General features: G+C 62.1%; 21 protein-coding genes and 2 pseudogenes. 11 read left to right on the forward strand and 12 right to left on the reverse strand.

Translation table 11 applies throughout. The annotated features are described in order from the left end of the window. Window positions 1-120: 120 nt before the first annotated feature. The 5 genes and pseudogenes from istB to Q5Q88_RS05915 all read right to left on the reverse strand — a co-directional run bounded on the left by istB (window position 121) and on the right by Q5Q88_RS05915 (window position 2,367). Entirely contained in the window at window positions 121-855 is a 735-nt protein-coding gene (gene istB / locus Q5Q88_RS05905; protein WP_302742272.1) for an IS21-like element helper ATPase IstB, read from the reverse strand. Next, window positions 845-1,177: a hypothetical protein gene (locus Q5Q88_RS05910; protein ID WP_302742273.1), complete on the reverse strand. Its 333-nt coding sequence runs from the start codon at window positions 1,175-1,177 to the stop codon at window positions 845-847. The genes istB and Q5Q88_RS05910 overlap by 11 nt, the downstream gene beginning before the upstream one ends. Beyond that, window positions 1,174-1,317, reverse strand: a pseudogene (locus Q5Q88_RS09270) (IS3 family transposase); the annotation flags it as partial. The pseudogene Q5Q88_RS09270 and the gene Q5Q88_RS05910, both read right to left, overlap by 4 nt. 64 nt (window positions 1,318-1,381) lie before the next feature. Then, a pseudogene (locus Q5Q88_RS09275) lies at window positions 1,382-2,071 on the reverse strand (IS3 family transposase); the annotation flags it as partial. An 8-nt stretch (window positions 2,072-2,079) separates the two neighbouring features. Further along, window positions 2,080-2,367 carry a transposase gene (locus tag Q5Q88_RS05915; protein ID WP_302742274.1) on the reverse strand — a complete coding sequence of 96 codons (288 nt, stop codon included), beginning with the start codon at window positions 2,365-2,367 and terminating at the stop codon, window positions 2,080-2,082. 83 nt (window positions 2,368-2,450) lie between these two features. On the opposite strand from Q5Q88_RS05915, the gene Q5Q88_RS09280 reads away from it, so the two are divergent. Then, window positions 2,451-2,846, forward strand: a complete 396-nt coding sequence (locus Q5Q88_RS09280) for an integrase core domain-containing protein (protein ID WP_368076133.1) — start codon at window positions 2,451-2,453, stop codon at window positions 2,844-2,846. Here Q5Q88_RS09280 and Q5Q88_RS05920 read toward each other — a convergent pair. The 5 genes from Q5Q88_RS05920 to Q5Q88_RS05940 form a co-directional block, all read right to left on the reverse strand. Then, window positions 2,743-3,138 carry a hypothetical protein gene (locus Q5Q88_RS05920; RefSeq protein ID WP_302742275.1) on the reverse strand — a complete coding sequence of 132 codons (396 nt, stop codon included), beginning with the start codon at window positions 3,136-3,138 and terminating at the stop codon, window positions 2,743-2,745. The genes Q5Q88_RS09280 and Q5Q88_RS05920 overlap by 104 nt on opposite strands. A 48-nt stretch (window positions 3,139-3,186) precedes the next feature. Beyond that, entirely contained in the window at window positions 3,187-4,509 is a 1,323-nt protein-coding gene (locus Q5Q88_RS05925; RefSeq protein WP_276674045.1) for a hypothetical protein, read from the reverse strand. A 24-nt stretch (window positions 4,510-4,533) separates the two neighbouring features. Next, window positions 4,534-5,271 carry a DUF4428 domain-containing protein gene (locus Q5Q88_RS05930; RefSeq protein WP_302742276.1) on the reverse strand — a complete coding sequence of 246 codons (738 nt, stop codon included), beginning with the start codon at window positions 5,269-5,271 and terminating at the stop codon, window positions 4,534-4,536. A 275-nt stretch (window positions 5,272-5,546) separates the two neighbouring features. Beyond that, entirely contained in the window at window positions 5,547-7,058 is a 1,512-nt protein-coding gene (locus Q5Q88_RS05935) for a nucleoside hydrolase-like domain-containing protein (protein WP_302742277.1), read from the reverse strand. 266 nt (window positions 7,059-7,324) lie between these two features. After that, window positions 7,325-8,662: a prolyl oligopeptidase family serine peptidase gene (locus tag Q5Q88_RS05940; protein ID WP_302742286.1), complete on the reverse strand. Its 1,338-nt coding sequence runs from the start codon at window positions 8,660-8,662 to the stop codon at window positions 7,325-7,327. A 490-nt stretch (window positions 8,663-9,152) separates the two neighbouring features. On the opposite strand from Q5Q88_RS05940, the gene Q5Q88_RS05945 reads away from it, so the two are divergent. From Q5Q88_RS05945 to Q5Q88_RS05955, 3 genes are all read left to right on the forward strand, one after another. Then, a complete protein-coding gene (locus Q5Q88_RS05945; protein ID WP_276674049.1) occupies window positions 9,153-10,601 on the forward strand; it encodes a PTS transporter subunit EIIC in 1,449 nt (482 codons plus the stop codon). Window positions 10,602-10,771: 170 nt separating this feature from the next. Beyond that, the gene (locus Q5Q88_RS05950; RefSeq protein WP_302742287.1) at window positions 10,772-12,079 is read left to right on the forward strand and encodes a DUF4038 domain-containing protein; all 1,308 of its coding nucleotides are present in this window, start codon (window positions 10,772-10,774) and stop codon (window positions 12,077-12,079) included. Between the two features lie 247 nt (window positions 12,080-12,326). Then, complete coding sequence (locus tag Q5Q88_RS05955) at window positions 12,327-13,622, forward strand: ATP-binding protein (RefSeq protein ID WP_294123616.1); 1,296 nt, start codon at window positions 12,327-12,329, stop codon at window positions 13,620-13,622. A 50-nt stretch (window positions 13,623-13,672) separates the two neighbouring features. Here the strand turns inward: Q5Q88_RS05955 and Q5Q88_RS05960 are convergent, their stop codons facing one another. Next, window positions 13,673-14,320, reverse strand: coding sequence for a TetR/AcrR family transcriptional regulator (locus tag Q5Q88_RS05960; protein WP_118652451.1), 648 nt, complete (start codon window positions 14,318-14,320; stop codon window positions 13,673-13,675). A 340-nt stretch (window positions 14,321-14,660) separates the two neighbouring features. Here Q5Q88_RS05960 and Q5Q88_RS05965 point away from each other — a divergent pair, with 340 nt between their 5' ends. From Q5Q88_RS05965 to Q5Q88_RS05985, 5 genes are all read left to right on the forward strand, one after another. Continuing rightward, window positions 14,661-15,959 (forward strand): MFS transporter, encoded by a 1,299-nt coding sequence (locus tag Q5Q88_RS05965; RefSeq protein ID WP_302742288.1) that lies wholly within the window; start codon window positions 14,661-14,663, stop codon window positions 15,957-15,959. A 77-nt stretch (window positions 15,960-16,036) separates the two neighbouring features. Continuing rightward, window positions 16,037-17,572, forward strand: a complete 1,536-nt coding sequence (locus Q5Q88_RS05970) for a DUF5605 domain-containing protein (protein WP_294123620.1) — start codon at window positions 16,037-16,039, stop codon at window positions 17,570-17,572. 101 nt (window positions 17,573-17,673) lie between these two features. Further along, window positions 17,674-18,591 carry an ROK family protein gene (locus tag Q5Q88_RS05975; protein WP_294123622.1) on the forward strand — a complete coding sequence of 306 codons (918 nt, stop codon included), beginning with the start codon at window positions 17,674-17,676 and terminating at the stop codon, window positions 18,589-18,591. Window positions 18,592-18,797: 206 nt separating this feature from the next. Next, window positions 18,798-19,817, forward strand: a complete 1,020-nt coding sequence (locus Q5Q88_RS05980) for a LacI family DNA-binding transcriptional regulator (RefSeq protein ID WP_294123624.1) — start codon at window positions 18,798-18,800, stop codon at window positions 19,815-19,817. A 230-nt stretch (window positions 19,818-20,047) separates the two neighbouring features. Continuing rightward, window positions 20,048-22,567 carry a phosphoketolase gene (locus Q5Q88_RS05985; RefSeq protein ID WP_302742289.1) on the forward strand — a complete coding sequence of 840 codons (2,520 nt, stop codon included), beginning with the start codon at window positions 20,048-20,050 and terminating at the stop codon, window positions 22,565-22,567. Window positions 22,568-22,782: 215 nt separating this feature from the next. Here the strand turns inward: Q5Q88_RS05985 and Q5Q88_RS05990 are convergent, their stop codons facing one another. Further along, window positions 22,783-23,220, reverse strand: a complete 438-nt coding sequence (locus tag Q5Q88_RS05990; RefSeq protein WP_294123628.1) for a universal stress protein — start codon at window positions 23,218-23,220, stop codon at window positions 22,783-22,785. Between the two features lie 218 nt (window positions 23,221-23,438). On the opposite strand from Q5Q88_RS05990, the gene Q5Q88_RS05995 reads away from it, so the two are divergent. Further along, a complete protein-coding gene (locus tag Q5Q88_RS05995; protein ID WP_118652463.1) occupies window positions 23,439-24,374 on the forward strand; it encodes an undecaprenyl-diphosphate phosphatase in 936 nt (311 codons plus the stop codon). Window positions 24,375-24,465: 91 nt separating this feature from the next. After that, window positions 24,466-25,980, forward strand: coding sequence for a M20/M25/M40 family metallo-hydrolase (locus tag Q5Q88_RS06000; RefSeq protein WP_302742290.1), 1,515 nt, complete (start codon window positions 24,466-24,468; stop codon window positions 25,978-25,980). Window positions 25,981-25,982: the final 2 nt, after the last annotated feature.

Consider the following 25,982-nt stretch of genomic DNA (forward strand, 5'->3'; position numbering starts at 1 on the left):
TCGGAGCCTGGGACTTGCAGCGTAGGGAACGGTCCAACTTTTCCGCCGCAGCCCCGAATGGGCAGTAAAATCTGAGCAGGGCGCGCACGGAATGTGCGCACCATTTTTGAGCAGCCCGCCCTACATGAGTGCGTGGCGTACGCGGTACGACTCTCCTTTGAACTGCACGAGCCTGCCGTGATGCACGATGCGGTCGATGACCGCAGCCGCCATCTGGTCGTCCCCGAAGACCGATCCCCAGCGGGAGAACTCCAGGTTCGTCGTGATCACCACCGACTGGCGCTCGTAGGCGTCGGCGAAGACCTGGAACACGAGCCGCGCCCCGTCGGCATCGAGCGGCAGGAAGCCGAGTTCGTCGATGACGAGCAGGGCCGCGCGGCCGATCTGCGCGGCCTCGCGGTCGAGCCTTCCTTCGTCGCGGGCGCGGCGAAGGCGCATCACCAGCGACGACGCGGTGAAGAAACGGGGCTCCAGGCGCCTGTCGCAGGCCAGCTGGCACAGGGCGCTCGCCATGTGGGTCTTACCCGTGCCGACGTCTCCCATGAGCACGAGGTCCTCCCGGCGCTCGAGAAACGAGAGCGAAAGCAGGTCCTCTCGGCCGAGGCCGTCGGGCCACGACACCGCCGTCCAGTCGTAGCCGTCGAAGGTCTTGGGCGCCGGGAGCCCGCAGCGCCTGAGCAGCTGGGCGCGCCTGGAGGCGTCGCGGCTGTCGCGCTCCGCCTCGAGGTAGCCCGCCAGGTACTCGACCTGCTTGGGCGTGCCCCGTCGCGCCCATTCCTCGAGCACCGAGGTGGTGAGCGAGCAGCGCCTGCCCGCATCGACCACCCTGCGCGCGAGTCCGTCGCTAGCCGGCATGGCGCGCGCCTCCCCTCAGGAACCCGTCGTAGACGCCGAGGTCGGCGCCGCCCTCGGCTTCCGCGCCGCCGGCGGCGATCCTCCTGGCGAGCACGTTCACGGTCGCGTCGTCCGGCGCCCGGCCGCCCTCGACGACGCGCAGCGCCGCCCCGCAGGCGGCCTCGAAGCCGGATGCCTCCGCGGCGCGGGATATCGAGCGCAGCGTCTGGCGGCGCCCCGCCGCGTCCATGCGGTCGACGGCCTCGACGAGGCCCGAGGGCATGTCGCGCCTGATGGTCGACTTGAATCTGAATCTACCCCGATTCCATTTACACTTCCTCACGCCGCGACGGCGGCGCCTTTCCGGTTCCTCGCCTCGAACTCCTCGGGGCTGAGGTAGCCGAGCGCGGAGTGCGTCCGCACCCGGTCGTAGAGGCACTCTATGAACTCGAATGTCTCCGGCGCCGCCTGCTCGCGGCTCTCGACGGTGCGCGCGTGCGCGCTCCGCCTTGACGGGGCCCATCGGCGACTCCATCGCGGCGTCGTCCCACGGCGGGGAGATCGCCCCCGTCGAGGGCCTGATGCCGTTCTCCCTCATGGTGCGGCCGAGCCGCAGCGACGCGTACCGCGACCCGTGGTCCGAGTGGCGTGTGCAGCCGGCGGGCGGCCTCCTGCGGGCGATCGCCGTCTTGAGCGCGTCGTCGGCCGGCCCGGCGTCCATGCGGTCGGACATCGACCAGCCGACGGCCCTCCCGGGCCATATGTCCATCACGAGCGCCGGGCAGGGCCACCCGCGGCGGGTGCGCACGTAGGTGATGTCGGCGAACCGGGCCTTGTCGGGGCCGTCGGCGGTGAAGTCGCGCCCCACCAGGTCGGGGGCGGCCCCGGCCTGCGGCGCGGCTGCCTTCGGAGTCCCCTTCGGCCTCCTCGCGCAGCCGCGCGTGGTGCCGGGCCGGCCGTTGTCGCGCATGAGGCGCGCCACGCGCTTGCGCGACGTGCGCACCCCGCGGCGCAGCAGCTCCATGTGCACCTTCGGGGCGCCGTAGATGCCCCTGCTCGACTCGCAGGCCTCCGGGATCAGCCGCGCGGGCCCGGCGTCCCCGAGATCGCGGGCGCTCGGCCCCCTGCGCCTCCACGCGCAGTGGCCCTGCCCGGCCGCCCCGAGCGCCGGGCACATGTCCGAGACCCTCCGGGAGCCCTCGTTGGCCGATATGGACGCGAACCTGGCCCTCTTCGCGGCCGCGCCTACAGCTGACGGCTGGCGAAGAAGGCGCTGGCTTTTAAAAGTATCTCGTTCTCGGTCCCCAGGCGGTCGTTCTCGCGCCTCGGCCCGCGCGGCTCCTCGGCCATCTGGAAGGGGTTCCGGTCGGGGGCGGCCCCCGAGGCGTCGGCCCTCCTGACCCAGTCCGATATGCTGCCGGCGTCGCAGCCGAGCTCGCGGGCGAGCTCGGCGTACGTGCAGCCGCGCTCGCGGTAGAGCTCCACCGCCCGCTGCTTGAACTCGGCGGTGTACTTGGGTGACGGGTGTCCCATCTCTCCCTCCGTTCCCCGTTTGGCACATCATGCCGAAACGGAACTCGACGTGTCAACGGAAACGGGGGTGATTCACCGAGCTGCTGCCCGACGAGCGGAAGGGCACCTGCGCGGCGTTCATGCGGCGGGCCCTGCGCTTCTACGCAGGCCTCGGCCTGACGGTGGAGCGCGTCATGACCGACAACGGCCCGGGCTACCGCAGCGGCGAGTTCAACGAGCTGCTCGCCGCCGCCGGCGTCCGGCACGTCTACACGAGGCCCTACAGCCCGTGGCAGAACGGCAAGGTGGAGCGGATGAACCGCACTATCGCGCAGGAGTGGCAGTACGGAAGGGCATGGGAGAGCGAGGCCGGGAGGGCGGACGCCCTCCCGGCCTTCATCGAGCGCTACAATTGGGAGCGTCCGCACAGCGCGTGCGGGGGCCTGCCGCCCATGTCGCGCATTGTGGGTGTAAACAACCTATTGGCACACAACAGCTAAAGACGCTCGGCTCGCTGCCGGTATCGAAGACGAACTCGCCGGGCTCCAGCGCGACTTCGATGATCTTGCCGTTTTGCACCACGAGCATGCCCTGGCCGTCGTTGACGGCGATGACGGAGCCGTTGGAGATGACGTTGTCCTCGCCATGCGTGTTGGAGCTGCGGCCGCCGGTGCGCTTAACGCCCTTGCAGGCCAAGACGTCAGCGGGCACCGATTCGCAGTAGATAAATTCCTTCCACTGATCGGCCATGACGCCGCCGGCAGCTCCCAATCCAGCTTTCAAGAGTCCCATGGTGATCTTCCTTTCTCGTCAAAGTCCGGGTGGTATTGGTCGGATTGCTTAGTCGTCCTTGTCGTCCTTCATGACAACGGTGGTCTCGGTGTGGCTGAAGGTGTCGTGCTTTTCGACAAGGTCGAGCTCGCCGCAGTACTCGTCGGCGTGGGTCGCTTCGTTGGCTGTCTTGAGCTGGCCTACCAGCAGCACGTCTCCGATGATCACGATGATCAGCGGCGCGACAATGTTGATGAGGATGCCCTCGATATCAAAAGTGAGGTAATCCGGATCGAAGGCGTATTCGCCCATAAAGAGAATCTGGGAGAGGATAAATCCGATCACAAAGAACAGCAGCGAGGCGATGATGAGCTTGGGCTTGGAGCAGGGGAGCTCACCGACCATGCGGCCGGTCTGGCCGTTCATGGCAAACAGGTAGCTCTTGCCGTTCCACGAGGTGGAGAGCATCCAGACGGGGAACAAGGCGTAGTCGCTGTCTTCCCAGGTGTAGTCGAGCTGCTTGCTCTCGACTGAGGCATCGTCGTACTCATCGATAACGGTCTCGCGCAGGGCCGAGATCGTGCTCTCTTCCATGCGGCGCTCGGCACGGGCCTTGCAGGTTTCGCAGTCCTCGTCGTAGCGGTTGGCGATGTATCCGGGCATGTAGGCGACCGAGAACGGGCGCAGCGCGTCGTAGTCAAACGGCTCGATGGCATCCATGTGGCCGTCGGGCATCTTGGACGATCCGTCGACGGGCACGCGCTCAAACGAGATATTGCCTTTGCGGTAGGCATCGTAGTGGTCGGTGGTCGTGACGGTACGGTCGGATTCCTCGGTCACGGTCTCGTTGGTCGCGTCAAAGTACACTTCGCCGTCCACGCGGGCGCCGTAGAGCCAAAACGGCACGTAGACGCCTTGGACTTCGTCGATGTGGTTGCCGGTGACAAAGCTCTTGGGCAGCAGGATCTTGCCCTTGTAGTGCTCCTTGAGCGCGGCCAAGACATCGTCGCGCCCGAGCTTAAACGGAATCACCAGGTCGGGGGAGAAGTCGCCCGAGAGCTGACCGGGTGCCACGGCGGGGTTGCCACAGTACGGGCAGGTGGAGACGGCGACTGTGCCGTCCGAGATCAGCTCGGCGCCGCACGACGAGCAGATATAGCCGGCGTTTTGGGCCAGTTCCTGCACCGCATCGTCGGATGCGGGCTTGGATGTTGCGGCCGCCGTATCGGCTTTGGCATCTGCCTTGTCCTGGCGCTCGCGATAGAGAGCCTCGACTTCTTCGACTTCAAAGCGCGAGTCGCAGTAGTCGCAGACAAGCTTTTGCTCGGCGCTGGCAAAATGCAGCGGGCCGCCACACGCGGGGCACTGATAGTTAACGCTTTCGAAGGCCATGATCGGTCCTTTCCGTGCCGGGGGCTATGCGCCGATGGCGCCGCCGCAGTATTCGCAGCGCCCGCTGGCATCGGGGATGGTGGTGGCTCCGCAGAAGGGGCAGGTCACCACGGTCTTGGGGGCCTTGGCGGCAACAACGCTGTCGCGCGTCTCCTGACGCAGCTGCACCAGCGCGTCGCGGACTTCGGTTGCCTGACGCTTGGCCTCGCGGTACTCGATGGATCCGCGCTGCTCGATGGTGGAGTCGTTCACGCGCAGGTCGATCTCGGTAAAGTACGGCGTGTTGACGTGGATGGTCAGATTGAAGTCGTAATCCAGGTCGTAGCGCGGCGGGTCATAACTCTCACGCTCGCCGTCCTTGGTCTCGCGATAGATCTCGGTGCGGTGCTCGTCGATATCCATATCGCAGCCGAGCACCTGCGAAAACTCGATGATGTCGGGGTTGGCGTCGCGCCAGCGCGTCTGCGAGGTAATGATCAGCAGGCCCGCGTCCTCATCGAGCATAATATTGGTGCGCCCGGCCGAGAGCGTGCGCGTGGGGTTGAACGATGCCAGGCGCTCGGCATTGGCCTCGCGATAGGCGAGCTGCTCGCGAATGTCGTCCGCGGTGCTAGAGCGATAGCCTCCAAAGAAGGGAGAGAGCTTGACGACGCATTCTTTGCACAGGTAGCCTTCATTGATCTTGGTCTTACCTAGAAGTCCCAGCTCGGTACCGCAAATCGCGCACTCTTTCTTCTCGAACATCTTGTCAAAGAAGCCCATGATTGCCTCCCATCAACAGGTAGCGTGTGTCACTTTTGATGATGGGGGAGCGCGCGATCTTTCACGATACCCAGACGGCTCAAGAGGTCTCCACAACTGGGACACATGGCCCATTTTTCATTCCCAACTAAGTTGCGGTGAAATAGTTCCTAAATGGGGGCCTTAGAAGGCCAAACAGGAACTATTCCACCGCAACTTTTGGGTAGTCATTGGGGACGTACTTAAATGGGTAGCAGTTGGAGACACTCCATGCCGAATGTGGGGGCCGCCGCTTGCTACGCGATGGTGATGGCGACCTGGGCGTAGCGGGTGCAGGGGCGCTCGGCGCGGGTTTTAACGCTGAGGGTGAGCATGAAGCGGTCACCGGGCTGCGCGTCGGCGGGTACGGTGAACGTGGCGTCCGTCGCGCATTTCTGCCACAGCGACAGGTCTTGAGCGCCTGCATAGCGCGACGGCTCCACGGCGACATCCCAGTGCGCGTCGAAGCCCCTGCCATCGGGGTCGACGATGGTCGCTGCAAGAGCAACGCGCTCGCCGGCCGCGGCGCTCATGTCGCCCGTGACCTCGGCAACGTATGCCGGATGCGAACAGACCGCGGGCTCATGGGCACACCACTGCGCGCGGACTGCGAAGTCCTCCTGGTAGGCGCGCAGATAGGGATTAGGATTGCCATCGACGGGCGTACCTATGGCAGCAAAACCGGCAGGCGCATCTGAGTCGGGATGCCCGTCCAAAAACATACGGCCGAGCAACGTGTCAAAGTCGCGGTTATCGATGCCGCGCAGGCCAAACGGCAGCAGCGGAATATAGGTCATCGAGTCGCCCTCGGCCATAAAATCGCCGCGCTCAAATTGCATCGCGGGCATGCCTTCTAAGCCCCAATCCAAGCGGGCATGCTTGCCAAACTGGAACCTCTCGGGCTCGTTTTCGTACACCTTGCCATCGCCATAGAGCATATAGCGCGCCATAAGGGGACCGTTGCCCTGCGTGAGATTTTGCTCGGGCCAGGGAGCCTGGAACAGCGGCAGCGTATCGGGTTGAGCCATCTTGGCATCGACATAGCCGCCATACATATAGGGCACACACCAAAACGTGAGCTCGGGGAAGAGCTCATGCCCATGGTCGAGCCAAGAATTGTCCTGCCCCACGCCATCGGCAACGCCCATCACGCGCACCTTCTGATAGACACGCTGCTGCACGGAAGGCCGCTCGGGCGTATCGCGATAGCGCTCGGCAATACTCATGAGCGCACGAACAATGGTATTCATGCCGCCCCAGCTGAGCAGCCAAAGCGTACGCGGGTCATCATCCAAGATTGCCTGAGCAATCACGCGCGAACCCTCAGTCTCCTCACGCACGTCGCCCTCAAAGGCAACGTTGCCCACAAAGGTACGCTCAATCATCTGAGCCGGCGAAGGAAACGGCGGCTCACCGGCAGCGGCCGCATTAGCCTGCAGCTGAGGCCAAGCCTGGGCATATTCATTGCTCCAGAGGCTCTCGATCCAATGCTCAGGAAACGGTCGATACTCACGAAGCTCCCCAGCCGTGGGATCAGGTTCATGTGGCACAACATTCCACTCATAAGAGCGACGCCCTTTAGTCCGCCAATGCGGATTCACCTCGCCGAGCGTATGGACGCCATCCCCAAGAAAGTGATACTGCGAAGCCGTATACACCACAGCCTCAACATCAAGCAAATTAAGATACAGAGCCAAATGAACGAGCGAGTTCATATCGTCGACTTCCATATCGGTGGTAACAATCACCCGAGTCAACTTCTGGGACATAAGAACAGCTCCAATCAAGATCATTTCAGCCAGTTACGCGCAAGACAAGACGGGACCCACGCCCCCATCGCCCGCGACCCGGCGGCCCGCCGGAAGCGGCCGACTAGCGTTTCGAACAACGTTAACTTAGGGGGCCCTGACCTTTAGTTTTGTAAACATTCCGCAGCGCGGGTCCCGCTTATCCGATGCTCCGAAGGAGCAGGATAAGCGGGGCTCATGCGCGAGGACGTTTACAAAACTAAAGGTCAGGGCCCCCGATGGGATGGTTACCTCGAAACTCTGGCCGACCACTCCCAGCAGCCCACCGGCTCGCCGTCGATGAGTACGTTGCCCCCGTCGAAGTCTTGATAACACAGGTCGTTGAATTGGTGGATCCACACGCCATGGTTGAACGTCTTCTTGGGCGAGCCGTCGGCCTCGCGGTAGCGCCCGGTCAGGTCCTCGACATGGCTAAAGTACGTGAGGTGCACGTTGGCGCCGACAGCGCGCAGGCGAGCCGTGAGCGGCAGCACGGTCTCCTGCGGGATCACGAGCTCATCGCCCTTGGAGTGCGTAAACCACAGCGGCGTCTTGGCAAGGGCGGTCACGTCCTCGTCCGTGGCGTTGTACCACGGCGCGCAGCAGGGAAGGCCCGCCGCGAAGAAATCGGGGTAGTCGGCGCACAGGCGCAGCGTCATAAAGCCGCCGTTGGAAAGGCCAGCGACCACGATGCGGTCGGTGTCGATGCGGTCGGCATGCTCGGCGACAAACTCGTCGATGAGCGCCTTAATGACGGGGGAGTAGATGCTCTGGTTGGAGTGGCCGAGCTGCTCAGTGCCGTTGTCCATCCAAAACGTGGGCGACTGCGGCACGAGCACCCAGGCAAAGCCGCCAAAGTAGCGTTGGATCTGCGCCTGGCTGATGGCCGTCACGCGGTTGCCGATATAAGCGCGCGTGGCGCCCTCGCCTTGCGTAGCGCCCTTGCCCTCGCCAGCGCCGTGCAGGTACACCACGAGCGGGGCCTTCTGGGGCACGACTGTCGTCTCGGGCGCGAAGGGGTTGAAGCAGGCGGAGTCCTCGGCCTTAAAGCTGGGCTCAAAGAAGCCGTACTCGAGCGCGATGCCGTTGACGACGGTCTTTTGCGTGGCATTGCTCCAGCCCTTGAGCGCGGGGCAGATGTCGCCGCTGCAGGTGTCAAAGACCAGGCCGCAGGTGGGGTCATCGCCGTCGTTGCCGGGAAGGGCCTCGAGCTGCACGATGCGCAGCTGGTTATCGAGCAAGCGCGAGCCCATCACGCTGCTCTCGATCTTCTTGGTCAGGCGCTGCTCGGCGATCTCGAGCGCCACATGGGTGCCAAAGGCGAGCTTGCGTCCGCACTCATCGCACGGATAGGCGGCAAGTACCTCGACATAGCCTACGGAAGGTGCGGCGTGGTCGGCGCCGCGCTCTTTGCGCATGAGGACCTCGCCCGTGCGCTCGTGGCGCTCTACATATATATGGAAGGTGCGCGCATCGATATCGTTGGCGCGAACGGTGCACGGCAGGTCGAGCACAACCTTGCTAATCCAGGGGCCAAAGTCGCCCAAGGTGGTGACGGTTGCGTAGGTACACGATTTGAGTTCCATGAGCTATCTCCTTTGCGCCGAGAGTGGTAAACATCTGCGGCAATACAATCTAAACATGTTTAGTGTAATGCAGAATTACAGAACAAGCAGATGAACTCGGTAAACGGTCTAAATGAACACTCAACAAACTACTAAACAATCGTTTAACACTATCTATCAGGGCTTTTGTTGATGAGTAAACATAGTGCAGAGGCGTCAATCAAAGTAAAAGACCACGTAAATAGCCATATAGCGATAAAGCGACAAATAGGCAATCCCCTGCCATTCAATTTCGTTCACCCCCGATTTCCTACCGTTCACCGGACTATAGACGGCAAAATTGCCACAAATTAGGGTCTCCGTGTAAACTAAAGCCTGCAAACGTTTAGTAAACACATTGTTTACGACAGCGTATCCAAGGGTTCGGTGGCCGTAAGGGGTTATAGTCGCCGAGCCAAAGGCGTGCCTACGCCCAAACGAGTAGGCACACGATGATATGGGGAGGGGTCCCATGGCAGTAGATAACAAGCAGATTGCCACCGATGTCCTCGAGCTCGTGGGCGGTGCGGAGAATGTTTCCGTCGCCACCAACTGCATGACGCGTCTGCGTCTGACGCTCAAGGACAACAACAAGGCCGACGTGGAGAAGATCAAGAAGGTCAAGGGTGTTCTGGGTTGCCAGTTCGCCGGCAGCCAGCTCCAGGTCATCATCGGCCAGAACGTGCCCAAGGTGCTCGCCGAGTTCGTCGCCATGTCCGGCGTCAAGCAGGGTGCCGCGGTCGACGAGAACCTCGATGCTCCCAAGGAGAAGTTCGAGCTCAAGAATCTGCCGAACATCATCCTCGACTATCTGTCGGGCTCCATGACCCAGCTGATTCCGCTGCTCATGGCCGGCGGTCTGTTCCGCACCATCGCTGCGGTTCTCGGCCCCACCATGATCGGCGTCCTTTCCGACACCGATCCGACCTACACGTTCCTCTACACCACCCTGTACGAGGCTACGTTTACCTTTATCCCCATCTACCTGGGCTATGCCGCCGCTAAGAAGCTCGGCGCCTCCCCAGTTCTGGGTATGCTCCTCGGTGGCGCCCTCATGGCCCCGTCCGTCGTGAGCGTCGCGACCCAGGATGGCGGCGGAATCATCTCCGTCTACGGGATCCAGATCGCCGCTGCCAACTATCAGCAGTCCGTCCTGCCGATCATCCTTTCGGTGCCTGTCCTCTACTTCGTCGAGAAGTTCTTTAAGAAGGTCATGCCCGACGTGCTCTCCACGGTCTTCACGCCGTTCTGCACCATGATCGTCACCATCCCCATCGCCTTCATCGTCCTCGCCCCGCTCGGCAACGAGATCGGCAGCCTCATCGCCAATGCCCTCTTTGGTCTTGCTGACATGGGTGGCGTCGGCATCCTGCTCGTCATGGCCGTCCTCGGCGCCTTCTGGCAGCTCTTCGTGGTCTGCGGCATGCACATGCCCGTCATCCTGCTCGCTCAGGTTCAGATCATCGCCGCCGGCTACGATCCGTTCGTCTTCGTGTCCACCAACTGCGCCATGGCCGCCGTCTGGGGCTGCGCCTTCGGTGCCTTCCTCAAGATGAAGAACCCCGACGAGAAGGGTCTTGCCCTGGGCTACGTCATCTCCGCCATCGCCGGCGGCGTCACCGAGCCCGCACTCTTCGGTATCCTCATGCGCTTCCGTCGCACCATGTTCGGTATGTTCATCGGCGGTGCCATCGGCGCTGTGTTCTCCGGCCTCATGGGCGTTACCTATTACCTCGCTGGCGGTGCCTCCAACTTCCTGGTCTTCACCAACTACCTGCAGGGTGGCCAGATGAACACCGTCTGGGCTATCGTCGGTATGGCAATCTCCTTTGTCATCGCCGCTGCCGTCGTCTTCGTCGCCGGCTTCTCCAAGGAGGAGCTCGCCGAGATGGACGAGGAAGAGGCTCCGGCTCTCGCCTAGCGTGTAACGCGCATATCTGAGTAGGCTGAGATGGCCCCCACCGCTCGCCTACATTGACTCAGGGCCCCGCTCGGCATCCGCCCGGCGGGGCTTTCGTTATCGAATCTGCTATCCGATAATTCGACTACGGGTACGGGTGCGGGTACGGGTCGAGAAGAGAAGGGAATCGCATGGAACTTGGCAAGCTCGCGGTGAATGACCGCAAGGACGGATTCACGCTCGACGGGAAGCCATGGTTTTGGCTGGCGGATACGTGCTGGAGCGCCTTCACCAGCATCGAGCCGTCCGATTGGGAGTACTACCTCGCGCGTCGCGCTGAGCAGGGCATCAACGTGCTGCAGATCAATACGCTTCCGCAGTGGGATCGCTGCCGCCCGGACCTCGGCATCTACCCGTACTCCAGCGAGGACGGGACGGTGTTCGACTGGTCTGTCCCCAACGAGGCGTATTGGGAGCGCGCCCGAGAGATGTGCCGGATGGCGGTCGAGCATGGTATCCGCCCGGCGCTCGTCTTGCTGTGGTGCAACTACATCCCGGGTACGTGGGGGTCGATGATCGCGCAGAAGCTCGGCGCGCCCGTCATGCCGCTCGACGAGATCCGCCCCCATATCGAGTGCGTCGTGAGGCATCTTGGCGAGTTCGATCCCGTCTACGTGGTCACGGGAGACACGGATTTCAAGTCGGACGAGGCGATTCGCTATTACGAGGAGGGCCTTTCCGCCGTGTGCGAGCTGGCGCCGAACGCCCTTCGGTGCATGCACATCAACCGTGCCAACCGCACGATTCCCGAGCGGTTCATCGATCGTTTGGACTTCTACATGTATCAGCCCGGCCATAATTACGAGGGCCAGAACGAGGCATGGAAGCTTCCCGAGGATTTCCGTGCGACCTATCCCCAAAAGCCCCTGCTGAATTCAGAGCCCTGCTACGAGCAGATGGGCGCGAGCCGCAACGTGTACTGGCGCTTCACGGCCCAGGATTGTCGCGCAAGTGCCTGGTCGGGCATCCTCTCGGGCGCCGCGGCGGGTCTGACGTACGGCGCGCACGGCGTATGGAACTGGCAGACGGCACAGAGCAGAGGGTCGGTGCTGGGCGAGGGCTTCGACATGCCGTTCCGTTGGCAGGAGTGCCTGCAGTTCCCCGGCGTGTGGGACTATGGCATGGTGCCCCACGTGCTCAATTCCTTAACTGAGGGCGGCCGTCACGCGGTCGTGCCCGCCCAGGAGCTGCTGGACGATGCCCGCGAGGCCATCCGCGTTGCGCGCGTGGGCGATCGCGTGGTCGCCTACCTGCCGCGTACGACGGCGCTCAAGCTCCATGGGCCGTTTGCCGATATGGAGGCGATCGCATTCGATCTCGAGGACAAGCGCGTGGCGCATCTGCCCATGCGCGTGGACGCCCAGACGGGGACGACGCGCGTCGAGCAGCATCCCTTCGGCCACGACGCGCTGGTGATCCTCAAGCCGGCCGCGCATTAGGCGGTTTGCTTGTCTGACAGTTGTCTATGCCGCAACGAAGTAATGAAGCCCCAGTGCCAAGTGCGCTGGGGCTTCTTGCCGTGCGGGTCAATCATTTCGCGAACTGAGCGCGTTCGTGACTGACGTGCCTCGAAAATTCAGAAATAATGGCTCGATTTTTCAGAAAAATAGGCTCGAAAATTCGATAAAAGTCGCTCGAAAATTATTTATACTAAATTCATTGCCCGTTCACGCGGAGGTGATATGTATGGGTCTTAAGCCTTCCGGATATTTGCCTCGACTGACAGATTCGATTATCGAACGGAGGATGAAGGCATTCGGCGCCGTGGAGGTTGCCGGTCCGAAGTTCTGCGGGAAAACATGGTCGAGCATGGCACAGGCGGCGAGCATAGCTCATTTGGACGATGCGGGCACTCGTCGTATGGCGGAGCTTGACGTATCTCTAACACTCGAAGGGCAGCTCCCCCATGTGATTGATGAATGGCAGGACGTTCCGACAGTTTGGGACGCGGTGCGGCGAAGCGTAGACGAGCATGGCAACAAGCGTGGCATGTATCTGTTGACGGGTTCCTCGACGGTCGATAAGAGTAAAGTCTCGCACAGCGGTGCAGGGAGGATAGCGACGGTCCCCATGCGCACCATGAGTTTATTCGAGAGCGGGGAGTCAACGGGGGCGGTCTCTCTTCGTGGATTGTTCGAAGGCCAGTTTGTTGGCGGTGTGGCATCGACTGATGTACGCAAGCTTGCCTATGCGATTTGCCGAGGTGGATGGCCCGCGGCGCTCGAGGGCGATGATGAACTGGTCGGAGATATCGCGGCGCAATACCTGGATGCACTATTTTCTGTGAGCGCGGTAAAGGCCGGACTTGATTCGCGCATGGCTCGGAGATGCGCATCGTCGCTGGCGCGAAACATGGGGACGTCCCTGACGTATCGCACGATGTACGCCGATTTGCATGAGGGAGTTGTGCCATCGGGTGTCGCAGCATCGTATTTTCAAAGTGAGCTGGAACCCTACGTCTCGTTTTTCGAGGACCAGTATTTTATAGAAAACCAGGTTGGCTGGGACGCTCCTATCAAATCTAAGTCCAGGATTCGCTCAAAGCCAAAACGCACGTTTACGGATCCCTCACTGCCCGCTTCGTTGCTGGGAATGTCTCCCGAGCGCTTGTTACGCGAGACGCAGACATTCGGTACGTTATTCGAGGAGCTGTGCCTTCGTGACGTTCGCGTGTACAGCACCGCATTGGGCACAATGCCGAATCCCATCGTTTCCTATTACGGCGACGCTGACGGGCTTGAGGTGGATATTGTTGTCGAACTGCCTGATGGGAGGTGGGGGGCATTCGAGGTCAAGTTGAGCGAAGAAAAGGTGCCCGCAGCGGAGGCGAACTTGCTACGCTTGAGGGATAAAATCGCTCGCAACCCAGCGGCGCGCAATGCAGACCCTTCGTTTTTGGCGGTGCTCGTCGGCAAGGCATCATATACGTGGAAAATGCCGAGTGGCGTCTATGTCATACCCATCACGGAGCTTGGAGCGTAGAGTTAACTCAATTTCTGCCGATTTCGATGTTGCGAAAAGTTACCGCGCCGTTATCGATAACCCTCCCATAAGGGGAGGGGGAAGAGAACGTCCTCGAATTTGGCCCATTCTGCGGGATAGTCGATTTCATCCGGACGGGCAACCCAGCGCCCCTCAAGGCCGTACATCGCCGCCATGGCGCAGGAGAACGTGTCGTGCGCGTTGACCCCCTCCGGCACGCTCCATGCAATCTTCTGCTCCGGGTCGGTGATGTTCTTCGAGCGCTTATTGAAGTAGTCGTGCATTGGGCTCGCCGTGCTCATGCCCTCGGTGTTAAGCGTTTGGAACAGCATGACGAGTTCCGGCTGGTTGTTGTTCTCGGCAACGACGAGGCGGCAGTACTCGGGGATTTTCGGCTGCTGTCCCTCGAGGGCCCCGCCGGGTGCAAAGAGCGAAACATAGTCATCGGCCGATGAGCAGCGATCGTAGTAGTGTCGGATCACTTCTAGGAGCAGTCCGTGCTTGCTGCCCACGTAATGCAAGACGCCGGGCTGGCTAATGCCTACGGCATCGGCGACCGCCTGGAGGGACATGCCGGTGTAGCCGCGCTCGTTGATAAGGCGGACGGCAGCCTGGACGATTTGGTCGAGGCGTTCCTGTGCGGCGACGCTGCGCTTCGCTGCGGTGCGCACAGATTTTTTGGGGGATGCTTCGGTCATTCGTGGTTCTCCTCAAGTGGGCGCGGGTGGGAATATGCCCGCGCCCTCCCAATGCTAGCTGAAATTCGTGCGAATGGTTGACGCCGCACTCTGCTTTCGTGGAGAGCATATGCCGTTCACCTAGGGATTCATACCGCTTGCATAGATAAGTACTTACTGAGTATTAAGTAACCTTACTATGCAGATAGTAAGTTACTTAGTACTCAGTAAGTAACGTGCTGGCGCATCCCAGATCGCAACCTCTCTCCCGATCGTCCTCGAATCCAAGGCAGAACCCCTCCTTGTGGCTTCGAGGGTGCGCCTCCTTTTGCGCATCACCACTTCGAAGGGAGCCAATCTCATGGCCCAGCAGACAGCAACAGCGACGTTTGACGAGAATGTCATTGCCCCCGACACGGGAAAGCCCATGCCGAAAACGGAGACATGGCGCTTCATGATCGGTTTCATCATCTTCGGCGTCATGTGGATGATGTCCGGCACAATCGGCTCGAACGTATTGTTCCCCGAGCGCTTTAACGGTTTGGGAATCGGTCAGCCCGAGGCGATTCTGGCGACCATGAACTCCGTCGGTTCCGTGTTCGCGCTCGTGTCGAACCTCGTGTTCGGCGCCCTTTCCGACCACTGCCACTCTCGCTTTGGCAAGCGCACGCCGTTCATCGTGGTGGGCGGCTTCATCTGCGGTGCCGCGTTCTGGAGCACTTCGGTTGCCACCACACTTCCCATGATCGTCGCGTCGTGGTGCGTCCTCCAGATCGGTCTGAACTGCATGCTTGCGCCCGCCGTGGCGGTGCTGTCCGACCGCATCCCGCTCAATAAGCGCGGCACGCTCTCGGCGTTTTACGGCGGCGGTGCCACCGCCGGTCAGTCCGTCGGTACCATCATCGGCACGCAGTTCCTCTCCAACCCGGTCCCCGGTTTTGTGGTCGGCACGGTCTCCTGGTTGCTCACCGGCATCCTCGCCATCATCATCTGGCCTCGTGAGAAGTCTGCCGCGCTGGCGGATGGCGAGAAGAAGAAGGAGGAGCTGAACCTCGTCTCGCTCCTCAAGATGTTCGTTCCGCCCACCAAGAACTGCCGCAACTTCTACCTTGCCCTGGTCGGTCGTCTGCTCCTCATCTTTGGCTACTTCTGCGTCAATGGCTACCAGCTCTACATTCTCGAGAAGTACATCGGCTTGCCCGTTGCCGAGGCGGGAGCGGTCCTGTCTTCCATGTCCGTTGTGATCATGGTGGTCTCCCTCATCTCCTCACTGACATCGGGCGCCATATCCGACAAGATCGGCGCGCGTAAGCCCATCATCGCGGTCGCCACCTTGCTTATCGCCGTTGGCATCGCCGCGCCGTGGATCCTCAAGTCCGTCATGGGCATGTACGGTTTCGCACTGCTCGCCGGTCTGGGCTACGGCATCTACTCCTCCGTTGACCAAGCGCTGAACGTTGACGTTCTCCCAAGCAAGGAAGAAGCTGGCAAGGACCTCGGCATCCTGAACATCGCCAACACCATCGGCCAGATTCTTGGACCCATTGTCACATCGTCCATCGTGGTCGCCACCGGCTCCTACTTCATGGCCTTCCCCGTCGCGATCGTTCTTGTCGTGGTTGGCTTCGTCTTCATCGCGCTCATCAAGGGCGTCAAGTAAATCCTGGAGATACGCCCGGGGAGCTCAAGGTAGCCCCGGGCGCCTGTAGATTGATCATTCCAAAATGGGAGGAAACCATGAAGTCTGTAGAGCAATATAAGGTCTTCAGCGTGGAGCTTGAGGGCACCGCTGAAGGCAATCCATATGTCGACGTGACGTTTGGCGCTCGTTTCGAACGCGCTGACGGCGGGGATGCCGTGGACGTGCCCGGATTCTACAAGGGTGATGGCACTTATGGGGTCAATTTCATGCCCGGAAGCGCTGGCGCGTGGAACTACACCACGCATTCCAGCGACTCCGCCCTCAACGGAGTACAGGGCTCGTTCGAGGTGACGCCGGCGAGCGGGGACAACCATGGTCGCGTGCTTCGTGCCCGCGACGTCCTGCCGCGCGAGGCCCCGTTCAGCACGGAGAACGACTTCACCTTTGCCTATGAGGACGGTACGCGTTACCTGCCCTTTGGTACCACGTGCTACGCGTGGACCAATCAGGACGAGGAGTTTCAAGAGCAGACGCTCGAGACCTTGTCCCACGCCCCGTTCAACAAGATCCGCATGTGCATCTTCCCCAAGTTCTACGACTACAACGTGGAGGATCCGGCGATGTACGCGTTCGAGGGCTCCAAGGGGGCGTTCGACCATACCAAGTTCTACGAGCCGTTTTGGGAGAACCTGGAGAAGCGCATCTCCCAGCTCGACGAGCTTGGCATCCAGGCGGATATTATCCTGCTGCACCCGTATGACAAACCCGAGGACTGGGGCTTCTCCCGCATGACCAAGGATGAGGACGTCTTCTATCTCACGTATGCGGTGCGTCGCCTTGCCGCCTACAAGAACGTGTGGTGGAGCCTCGCGAACGAATGGGATCTCCTGCCCTGGAAGCCGGCGGAGGATTGGGACCTGTACGCTCGCATCGTCATGGCCAACGACCCGTACGGCCACCTGCGCTCAATCCACAACTGCCGCGAGATCTTCGACCATAGCCATCCCTGGATCACCCATGTGAGCTGGCAGCGCTGCGATTTGCAGCGCACCGCCGAGTGCGTGGTCGACTTGCGCGCCCAGTACGGTAAGCCGGTGATCGTTGACGAGGCTGGTTACGAGGGCAACATCAACTGGGGCTGGGGCAACCTCACCGCCGAGGAAGAGGTTCGTCGGTTCTGGGAGGGCTGCTTGCGCGGTGGCTATGTGACCCACGGCGAGACTTTTGTCGACCGCGGACCCAAGCTCTGGTGGGCGCATGGCGGCAAGCTGTACGGCGACTCCCCCGAGCGTATTGCGTTTTGCCGCTCCTACATGGAGTCGCTGCCGAGTGGAATGGATTGGGTTCCCGACGAGATCGGCGTGATTGACGGGACCTTCACCTGGGACGTGACGTGCATGGCCGATTCCATGGGCAAGGGCACCGATGACGTCCTCATGTACTTCGGCTTCTTCCGCCCGGCGTATCGTGAGTTCACCGGAGACGAGGGCAAGCGCTACCAGGTTGACGTTATCGACACGTGGAACATGACCGTCGAGACCCTGCCGCAGACGTTTGAGGGTGCGTTCCGAATCGATCTGCCCAGCCGTCAGTACATGATGTTGCGCGTGCGCACGGTCAAGGCGGAGTAGCCGTACTGCCTCGACTCGAGGTTGCCCCCGTTCGGCCGCATTGCGCGCTCGCACGGTGGCCGCACGTCTTACACGGGCGGCATGTAGATGAAGGAAAAGGGATGGACGAGTTTTTTGGTATTGATATCGGCGGGACGAGCGTTAAGTGGGCGGTCCTCGGAGAAGATTTCTCCATTCGCGAGCGTGGGTCTATCCCAACGGATTTCTCCACTGCGGAAGAGGCGGTCTCGACCCTCATGGAGATCGTCGAGCCGTACGCGGACCGTGTCCGGGCGATTGGCGTGAGCGCCCCCGGAGGCATTTACGAGGGGGATCCGGACGGCGTGATCCATCGGGGCGGTGCGCTCACCTATATGGACGGTTGCCCAGTGGGCAGACTGCTGCGCGAGCGCTTCGACATGCCGGTCGCCGTGGACAACGACGGCAAGTGCTGCGCTCTGGGCGAGTATGCCGCGGGCGCCCTGCGCGGCGCCTCCACGGGCGTTGTGCTCGCGATCGGCACGGGCATCGGCGGCGGCATCGTCGTGGACGGCAGGGTCCTGCGCGGCGCCAATGGATTCGCGGGCGAGTTCAGCTTCATCCGCAACGACGCGCAGGCGCCGGTCTCCATGGGGAACATCTTCGGCGGGACGGGTAGCTGGCGCACGCTGGTGGCCCTCATGCTCTCCGAAAAGGGCCTGGAGGACGACGGCACGGTGGACGGGCGCAGGGCGTTCGAGTGGGTCGCCGCGGGCGACGAGGCCGCACGGCGCGGGCTCGATCGCTACGCGCTCATGTTCGACAACATGCTGCTCAACCTCCAGGCCGTTCTTGATCCGAACGTGTTCGCCATCGCGGGCGGTATCAGCTGCCACCCCGAGCTCATGGAGGCACTCGAGAGGCAGATGGAAGTCGCGCTCTCGGGCTTCGCGGGTCCGCTCGCCGGGTTCCCGAGGCCCAACGTGGTCGCCGCTCAGCTCGGTAACGACGCCAACCTGTACGGTGCCGTTCAGGGCGCGATGCGTCTGGCGCAGTCTTAGCGTGCTGTTGGCTCAACGCGCGTCGAGCAGCATCCCTCTAGCCACGACGCGCTGGTGATCCTCGAACCGCTCGCGTAGGCTGGCGACCGTGCGGGGCGTGCGACCGACCGTTCAGTGGTAAAACCGTTGACCAAGTCGTGTATGTGCGGCAATATTGCAACGGGCGTCGGCATGTGCCGACGTCCGTCTTTTTTACGGGAGGGAATATGGCCGCCAAGGTGACACTCAAGGAAATCGCCCAAGAAGTGGGATTGTCCCCTTCGGCCGTGTCTTTGGTTCTCAACGACCGCCCGTGCCGCATTTCCGAAGAAAACCGCAAGCGGATCAAAGAGGTCGCGGCGCGCAAACGCTATGTCCCCAACCAAATCGCCCGTAGCTTGGTTATGCAGCAATCCAGGACGTTCGGCCTGATCGTCCCCAACATCGAGAGCCGGTTCTTCTCCTCGCTCGCCCGAAACTTGGAGGTCAGGTGCCGCGAGCGGGGGTATGCCCTCTTCATCATGAATTCCGATGTGTCCTCTGAACATGAGGAAGAGATCGTACGTCTGCTGGTCAATCGCGGCGTGGACGGCCTGATGTTGGTGACGGCGCATGAGATCGATGCCGATGAGCAGCTCGTCGAGAGCCTCGCATCGCTGCCGGTTCCCTTGGTGATGGTGGACCGTTTTATCGAGGGCGTGAGCTGCGATAGGGTTCGCTTCGACAGCGAGCTTGGCGGTTTTCTCGCCACCGATTGCCTGCTGCAACAGGGCCATACGCGCATCGCATGTCTAGTTAACACCTCTTCACACACCGGCAACGCGCGCCTTACGGGATATCGGCGTGCACTGGAGTCCCACGGTGTTTCCGTGGATGATTCCCTGGTGTTCGAGAGCGACTACTATATCGCCGACGGTGCGGCGGCAACGGAGCGGGTGCTCGGCACCGATGCGACGGCGGTCTTTGCGAGTTCGGACAACATTGCTCTTGGAGCGCTGAAGTGCCTGTATGCGCACGGCAAGCGCGTGCCGCGCGATTATTCGCTCGTGAGCTACGACAACTCCGCTGCGGACGCCCTATTCGAGCCGGCTTTGACGGCGATCGAGCAAAACGTCTCGAAGCTCGCCGACAACGCGATGGAACTGCTGCTCTCTCGAATCGGGGAGGGTGCCGACCGCGCATTCGAGGACCGCGTGCTGGCTCCGCGCTTGGTATGCCAGGCAAGTGTCGCACCCATTGCAAACTAGCCGCGACCCGTGCGTGCGGACATGCGGCGCGCTGCCGCATGCACCTGCGAGCCGTTCATCCGAACCATATCTAATCAAATTGCCAACAGGGTAAACAATAGCAAACAGAATTATAGATATTTAGAAAAAACGTTTTATCATTTCTGATAAAACGTTTTATCGTTTACACTCGGCTTAACGATATTCGAAAGGCGGAACGATGTCCCGCCTTTGCGTGGGAGGAATAAGCCATGACTCAACCCGTGATCGGCACCCCGTGGACCAAGCTCGACGGTCCGGTGAGCGCGGAGGCGCTTTCCGGCGTGGATAAGTACTGGCGTTGCGCCAACTACCTGTCCGTCGGCCAGATCTACCTTCGCTCCAATCCTCTCATGCGCCCCGATTGGACCGATACGAAAACGGGGGAGGAGCGCGATTTCGGCCGCGTCGACGTCAAGCATCGCCTGGTGGGCCATTGGGGCACCACCCCGGGCATCAACTTCCTGTTCGGCCATGTGAACCGCCTGATCGCCGATCACGGCCAGAGCACCGTCTTCCTCATGGGGCCCGGGCACGGCGGGCCCGCGGGCACCGCGCAGTCCCTGCTCGACGGCACCTACCGTGAGATCCGCCCCGACATCACGGATGATGAGGCGGGCCTCGAGAAGTTCTTCCGCCAGTTCTCGTACCCCGGCGGCATCCCGAGCCATTTCGCGCCCGAGACCCCCGGCTCCATCCACGAGGGCGGAGAGCTCGGGTACACGCTGAGCCACGCGTATGGCGCGGTGATGGACAACCCGAGCCTGCTCGCCGTGGCGGTGGTGGGCGATGGCGAGGCCGAGACCGCGGCGCTGGCGACCTCGTGGCAGTCGAACAAGCTCGTCAACCCCAAAACAGATGGCATCGTCTTACCCGTCTTGCACCTCAACGGTTACAAGATCGCGAACCCCACCATCCTCGCGCGCATCTCCGACGAGGAGCTCACCAAGTTCTTCGAGGGCATGGGGTACGAGCCCCACTTCTTCGTCGCCGGATTCGACAACGAGCCGCATGCTTCCATCCACGCGCGCTTCGCGGGCCTGCTTGAGGAGGTTTTCGGCAAGATCTGCGACATCAAGGCCAACGCCGAGATGGGCGACGAGACCCGCCCCGTGTACCCGATGATCGTCTTCCGCACGCCCAAGGGCTGGACATGCCCCAAGCACATCGACGGCAAGAAGACCGAGGACTCCTGGCGTGCGCATCAGGTCCCGCTGGCGGACGCCCGCGACACCCACGAGCATTTCCGCGTGCTGCGCTCTTGGCTGCGCTCCTATGAGCCGGAGGGCCTCTTCACGCCCGAGGGGCAGATTCGCGACGAGGTGACGGCGTTCATGCCCACTGGCGACCTGCGCATCGGCGCCAACCCCAACGCGAACGGCGGAACGGTCCGCCGCGAGCTCGTGCTGCCCGACATCCACGCCCATGAGGTCCCGGTGGCGGAGAAGGGTCACGGCTGGGGCGCGACCGAGGCGGCGCGCGTGTTTGGTGCCTACACCGCCGACGTTCTCGCCGCGAATGACGACTTCCGCATCTTCGGTCCCGACGAGACGGCGTCGAATCGTTTGCAGGACGCCTACGCCGCCACCAAGAAGCAGTGGCTCGCGGGTCATTACGCGGATGCCGACAACGACGACCTGCTCGCGCCCTCGGGTCGCGTGATCGAGCAGCTCTCCGAGCACCAGTGCGAGGGCTTCCTCGAGGCGTACGTGCTCACCGGCCGCCATGGCGTGTGGTCGAGCTACGAGAGCTTCGTCCATGTGGTCGACTCGATGGTGAACCAGCACTGCAAGTGGCTCGAGGCGTGTCGTCGCGGGATCCCGTGGCGCGCTCCGATCTCCGGTCTGAACATCCTGCTCTCCAGCCATGTGTGGCGCCAAGATCACAACGGATTCTCCCATCAGGACCCGGGCTTCATCGACGTCCTGCTCAACAAGGCGAACGACACGCACGTGGTGAACGCCTATTACCCCTGCGATGCGAACATGGCACTCGCGGTTGCGGAGCGCGTCTACCGGTCCACGGATTGCGTGAACGCGATCTTCTGCGGCAAGCAGCCCGCGCCGACCTTCGTGACCGTGGACGACGCGCGCGCCGAGCTCGCCGAGGGCTTGGCCGCCTGGGAGTGGGCGAGCACCGCGAAGAGCTTGGAAGACGCCGACATGGTCATCGCCACGTGCGGTGATGTGCCCACGCTCGAGGCGCTTGCCGCCGTGGACCTGCTGCGCGGCCATGGTGCCAAGGTGTGGTTCGTAAACGTGGTCGACCTGCTCAAGATCCAGAATGCCTGCGAGAACGACCAGGCCATTACCGATGAGCGATTTGCCGAGCTCTTTGGCACGGGCGACAAGCCGGTCCTGTTCTGCTTCCACGCCTACGCCGGCACGATCCGCCGTCTGGTGTGGGCGCGTCCCGGCCACGACGCCTGGTGCGTGCACGGCTACGAGGAGAAGGGCTCCACGACCACGCCGTTCGACATGCTGCGCCTGAACAACATGGACCGCTGGGCGCTGGCCGCCGAGGCGCTGCGCCTGATCGAGGGCGCTCGCGGGGAGTCCGTGCATGCCGAGCAGATCGAGGCATGGGAGGCGTTCCGCCTCGAGGCGTTCGAGTTCGCCGTCGATGAGGGCTACGACCACCCCGCGTTCACCGATTGGGTGTGGCCCGATGCCGCGACCAGCATGGAGGGCAGCCTGAGCGCCACGCAGATGACGGCGGGTGACAACGAGTAGCCGGCTTTCCCGAACGGTCATATATGAAAACGGTGCATCGCCTGTATGGGTGATGCACCGTTTGACGTTCGGTCGAGTTTTAAGTTCTCGCGAAGTATAAAGCGAACAACCGGGATGGGTATTTCTTGAGCAAACATTCCGCAGGAAAGCCACCCGAAGGTGGCTTTCCGAGGACGTTTGCGAAGGAATTACCCATCCCGGACGGTGGGGAGCGACTACTTCACGACGAGGATGTCGCAGTCGGTATTGCGCAACAGGAACGTGGAGATGGAGCCCAGCAGCGCGTACTTAATGGAAGAAAGACCGCGGGCACCGCAGAGCACGAGGTCGGGCTTGATCACGTCGAGCATCTCGTCCTTGAGCGTTTCGCGTATGCGCCCGGCGCGGATCATGACCTCGACGGAGGGAATCGCCTCGTTCGCCTTGGCCTCCTCGACCTGGGCCGCGATGGAGTTGGTAAAGGCATCCTGCAGGCCCTGGATCAGATCGGCGGGGTAGGATCCAGCGGATTCGAGCGCAGTCGAATCGATGACATGACCGATAACAAGAGCAGCGCCGTTGTTCGCGGCGACTTTGATGGCGCGTGCGAGCACGAAATCCTGCTGGTCGGTACCGTCAAGGGCAACAAATACCTTGGAATAACCTTCGTGCATGGTGACCTCCTTGGCCTGTGGCGGGCTTCCGTGTACCCACCGTTTGGTGCTTTACCATGCCACAGTTATACCCAATTGCCCGTTTCCGGTGCGTAACATGTCACGAACGGCGCGCTTTTTCGGTGCACTGGGCGAAGAGGGGCGATAATAGGCGGAAGAATGATTTGACTGCGCCACGCTTGCGGTCATGTTATACGGTTGAAACTGGGGGAGGTCCTTTGGACGTCATCGAACTGCTTAAATCCGCGTTTCTCGGTTTGGTCGAGGGCATCACGGAGTGGCTGCCTATCTCCTCGACGGGGCACATGATCTTGGTCGACGAGTTCATCAAGCTCAACGTCACCGAGGAATTCTGGAACATGTTCCTCGTCGTGATCCAGCTTGGCGCTATTCTCGCCGTTTGCGTGCTCTTCCTGCGCGACCTGCTGCCCTTTGGCTTTGGCAAGACGAAGCAGGAGCGCCGCGACACGTGGAGCCTGTGGGGCAAGATCATCGTGGGCTGCCTGCCTGCGGCGATCATTGGCATCCCGCTCGATGACTTCATGGAGGAGCACCTCTATAACGCGTGGGTCGTCGCTGCGGCGCTCATCGTCTATGGCGTCGCGTTCATCGTGATCGAGCGCTGGCGCGCCAAGAAGCTTGCGGCGCGCGTGGCCGAGGAAGCCGCGGCGAACGCCCGTCCCGGGGGAGCCCACTTTGCGGCTCCCGCCGTCGCTATCGAGCCCACGCAAGGCGGCGACTTTGGCTCCATCACCTCGCTCGAGGATCTCTCTTACAAGACCGCCCTTGGCATCGGCTGCTTCCAGGTGCTCTCGCTTATTCCCGGTACCTCGCGCTCCGGCTCCACCATCATCGGCGGCCTGCTGTTGGGCACCACGCGTTCCGTTGCCGCCAAGTTCACGTTCTTCTTGGCGATTCCCGTCATGTTCGGTGCGAGCTTCCTCAAGCTCGTCAAGTTCTTCCTCAAGGGCGGCGTGTTCGACGCGAGCGGTCTGGCCATCCTCGGTGTGGGTTGCGCCGTCGCTTTTGTGGTCTCGCTCATTGCGATCAAGTGGCTCATGGGATTTGTCCGCCGTCACGATTTCACAGCGTTCGGCATCTACCGCATTGTGCTCGGCATCGCGGTGCTGGGGTATTTTGCTCTACTTGCCTAAAGTACGTGCTACCATTTCGTAGACGGATAACGAAAACTGAAGGCGCGCTGTCCGAGGGGGCGGCGCGCCTCCTCATGTACGAGGAGGAGCCATGGGCAAGATGGGAACGACGGTGGCGCTGGCAGGTGCCGCAGTGGGCGCGGTGGCGGGTGTCACGGCAATTGCATGTGCGAAGCGCGCAGCGGGCCTGCGTCCGAGTGCGCCCGCGGGTACACCGCTCACAGCAGAGGGCTACCACGCGGGGGATGACGCGGTCGAGCGATTCCGGGCGCTCCTGCGGGTGCCCACCATCTCGCGCGACGATCCGGCACTCGTGGATCGCACGCCCTTCGAGGCCTGGGTGCCCACCCTGCGCGAGCAGTTCCCCCGCGTGTTCGAGGTGTGCGAACTCACCATGTTCGACGAGTTCGGCCTGCTCATGCGTTGGCCTGGTGCTGATTCCGCCCTCGACCCGATCGTGCTCATGGCACATCAGGACGTAGTGCCAACTGAGGGTCAGGCGTGGGACCACGACCCGTTTGCCGCCGAGATCCACGACGGCGAGATCTGGGCCCGTGGCTCGCTCGACACTAAGAACATCGCCGCGGCGATCTTCGAGTCGATGAACGTGTTGATTGGTGAGGGCTATGTGCCCCCGCGCGACGTCTGGTATTTCTCGTCGAACGGCGAGGAGGTTGCGGGTCCGGCTGCGCGGCAGGCGGTTGCGTGGATGCGCGAGCACGGCATCCACCCCTATATGGTGATGGATGAGGGCGGCGCGGTGGCGGCAGACGCCCCCTTGGGCGTGGAGGAGCCCGTGGCGATGGTCGGGGTCTCCGAGAAAGGGCATGTCGACCTCAAGGTCACGGCGCGCGCCGATGGCGGCCACGCATCGACGCCCGCCGAGAACGACGCCCCGCGCCTGCTCGCCCGCGTGTGCGAGCATATCGCCGCGAATCCCGGTAAGCCCGAGTTCACGCGCGCCCTCGACGCGACCCTCATGGAGCTTGCGAGCCGCAGTTCGGCCCTGTACCGCATGGTGTTCTCAAACCTGTGGCTGACGCGTCCACTCGTATCGAAGATCATGTCGTCGAGTCCCGAGATGGGTGCGATGATCCGCACCACCTACGCCCTCACCCAGTTGCAGGGCTCGCCGGCCCACAACGTGCTCCCCACGGTGGCAACGGCGAACTTCAACGTCCGTATCGCCCCGTTCGAGACGGTCACGGATGCTATCAACCGCGCCCGTGAGCGCGCGGAGGAGGCGTGCCGAGCGTGCGGCGTGAGCCCCGACCACGTCACCATCGAGATCGAGCAGGCCGTGCCCTACACTGAGCCCGCGCCCGTGAGCCCGTTCGAGGACGACCCCGCTTTCGATTACCTGCATCGCTGCGTCGCGGGAGTGTATCCCGAGGCGGGCTTTGCGCCGTACGTGCAGAACTCCTGCACGGATTCCCGGGAGTTCTGCGAGATTTGCGAGCGCGTGTACCGCTTTGGCGGCTTCATCTACTCGGGTGAGGCCCGCTCGCTGCTGCATACGGCGAATGAGCGCATCGGCGTGGACGTGTACAAGCGCGGGATCGAGTTCTACATGGCGTTCCTGCGCAATCTCGACGAGCTTCGATAGGG

It is taken from the genome of uncultured Collinsella sp. (genome assembly GCF_959026545.1).
Classification (GTDB): Bacteria; Actinomycetota; Coriobacteriia; order Coriobacteriales; family Coriobacteriaceae; genus Collinsella.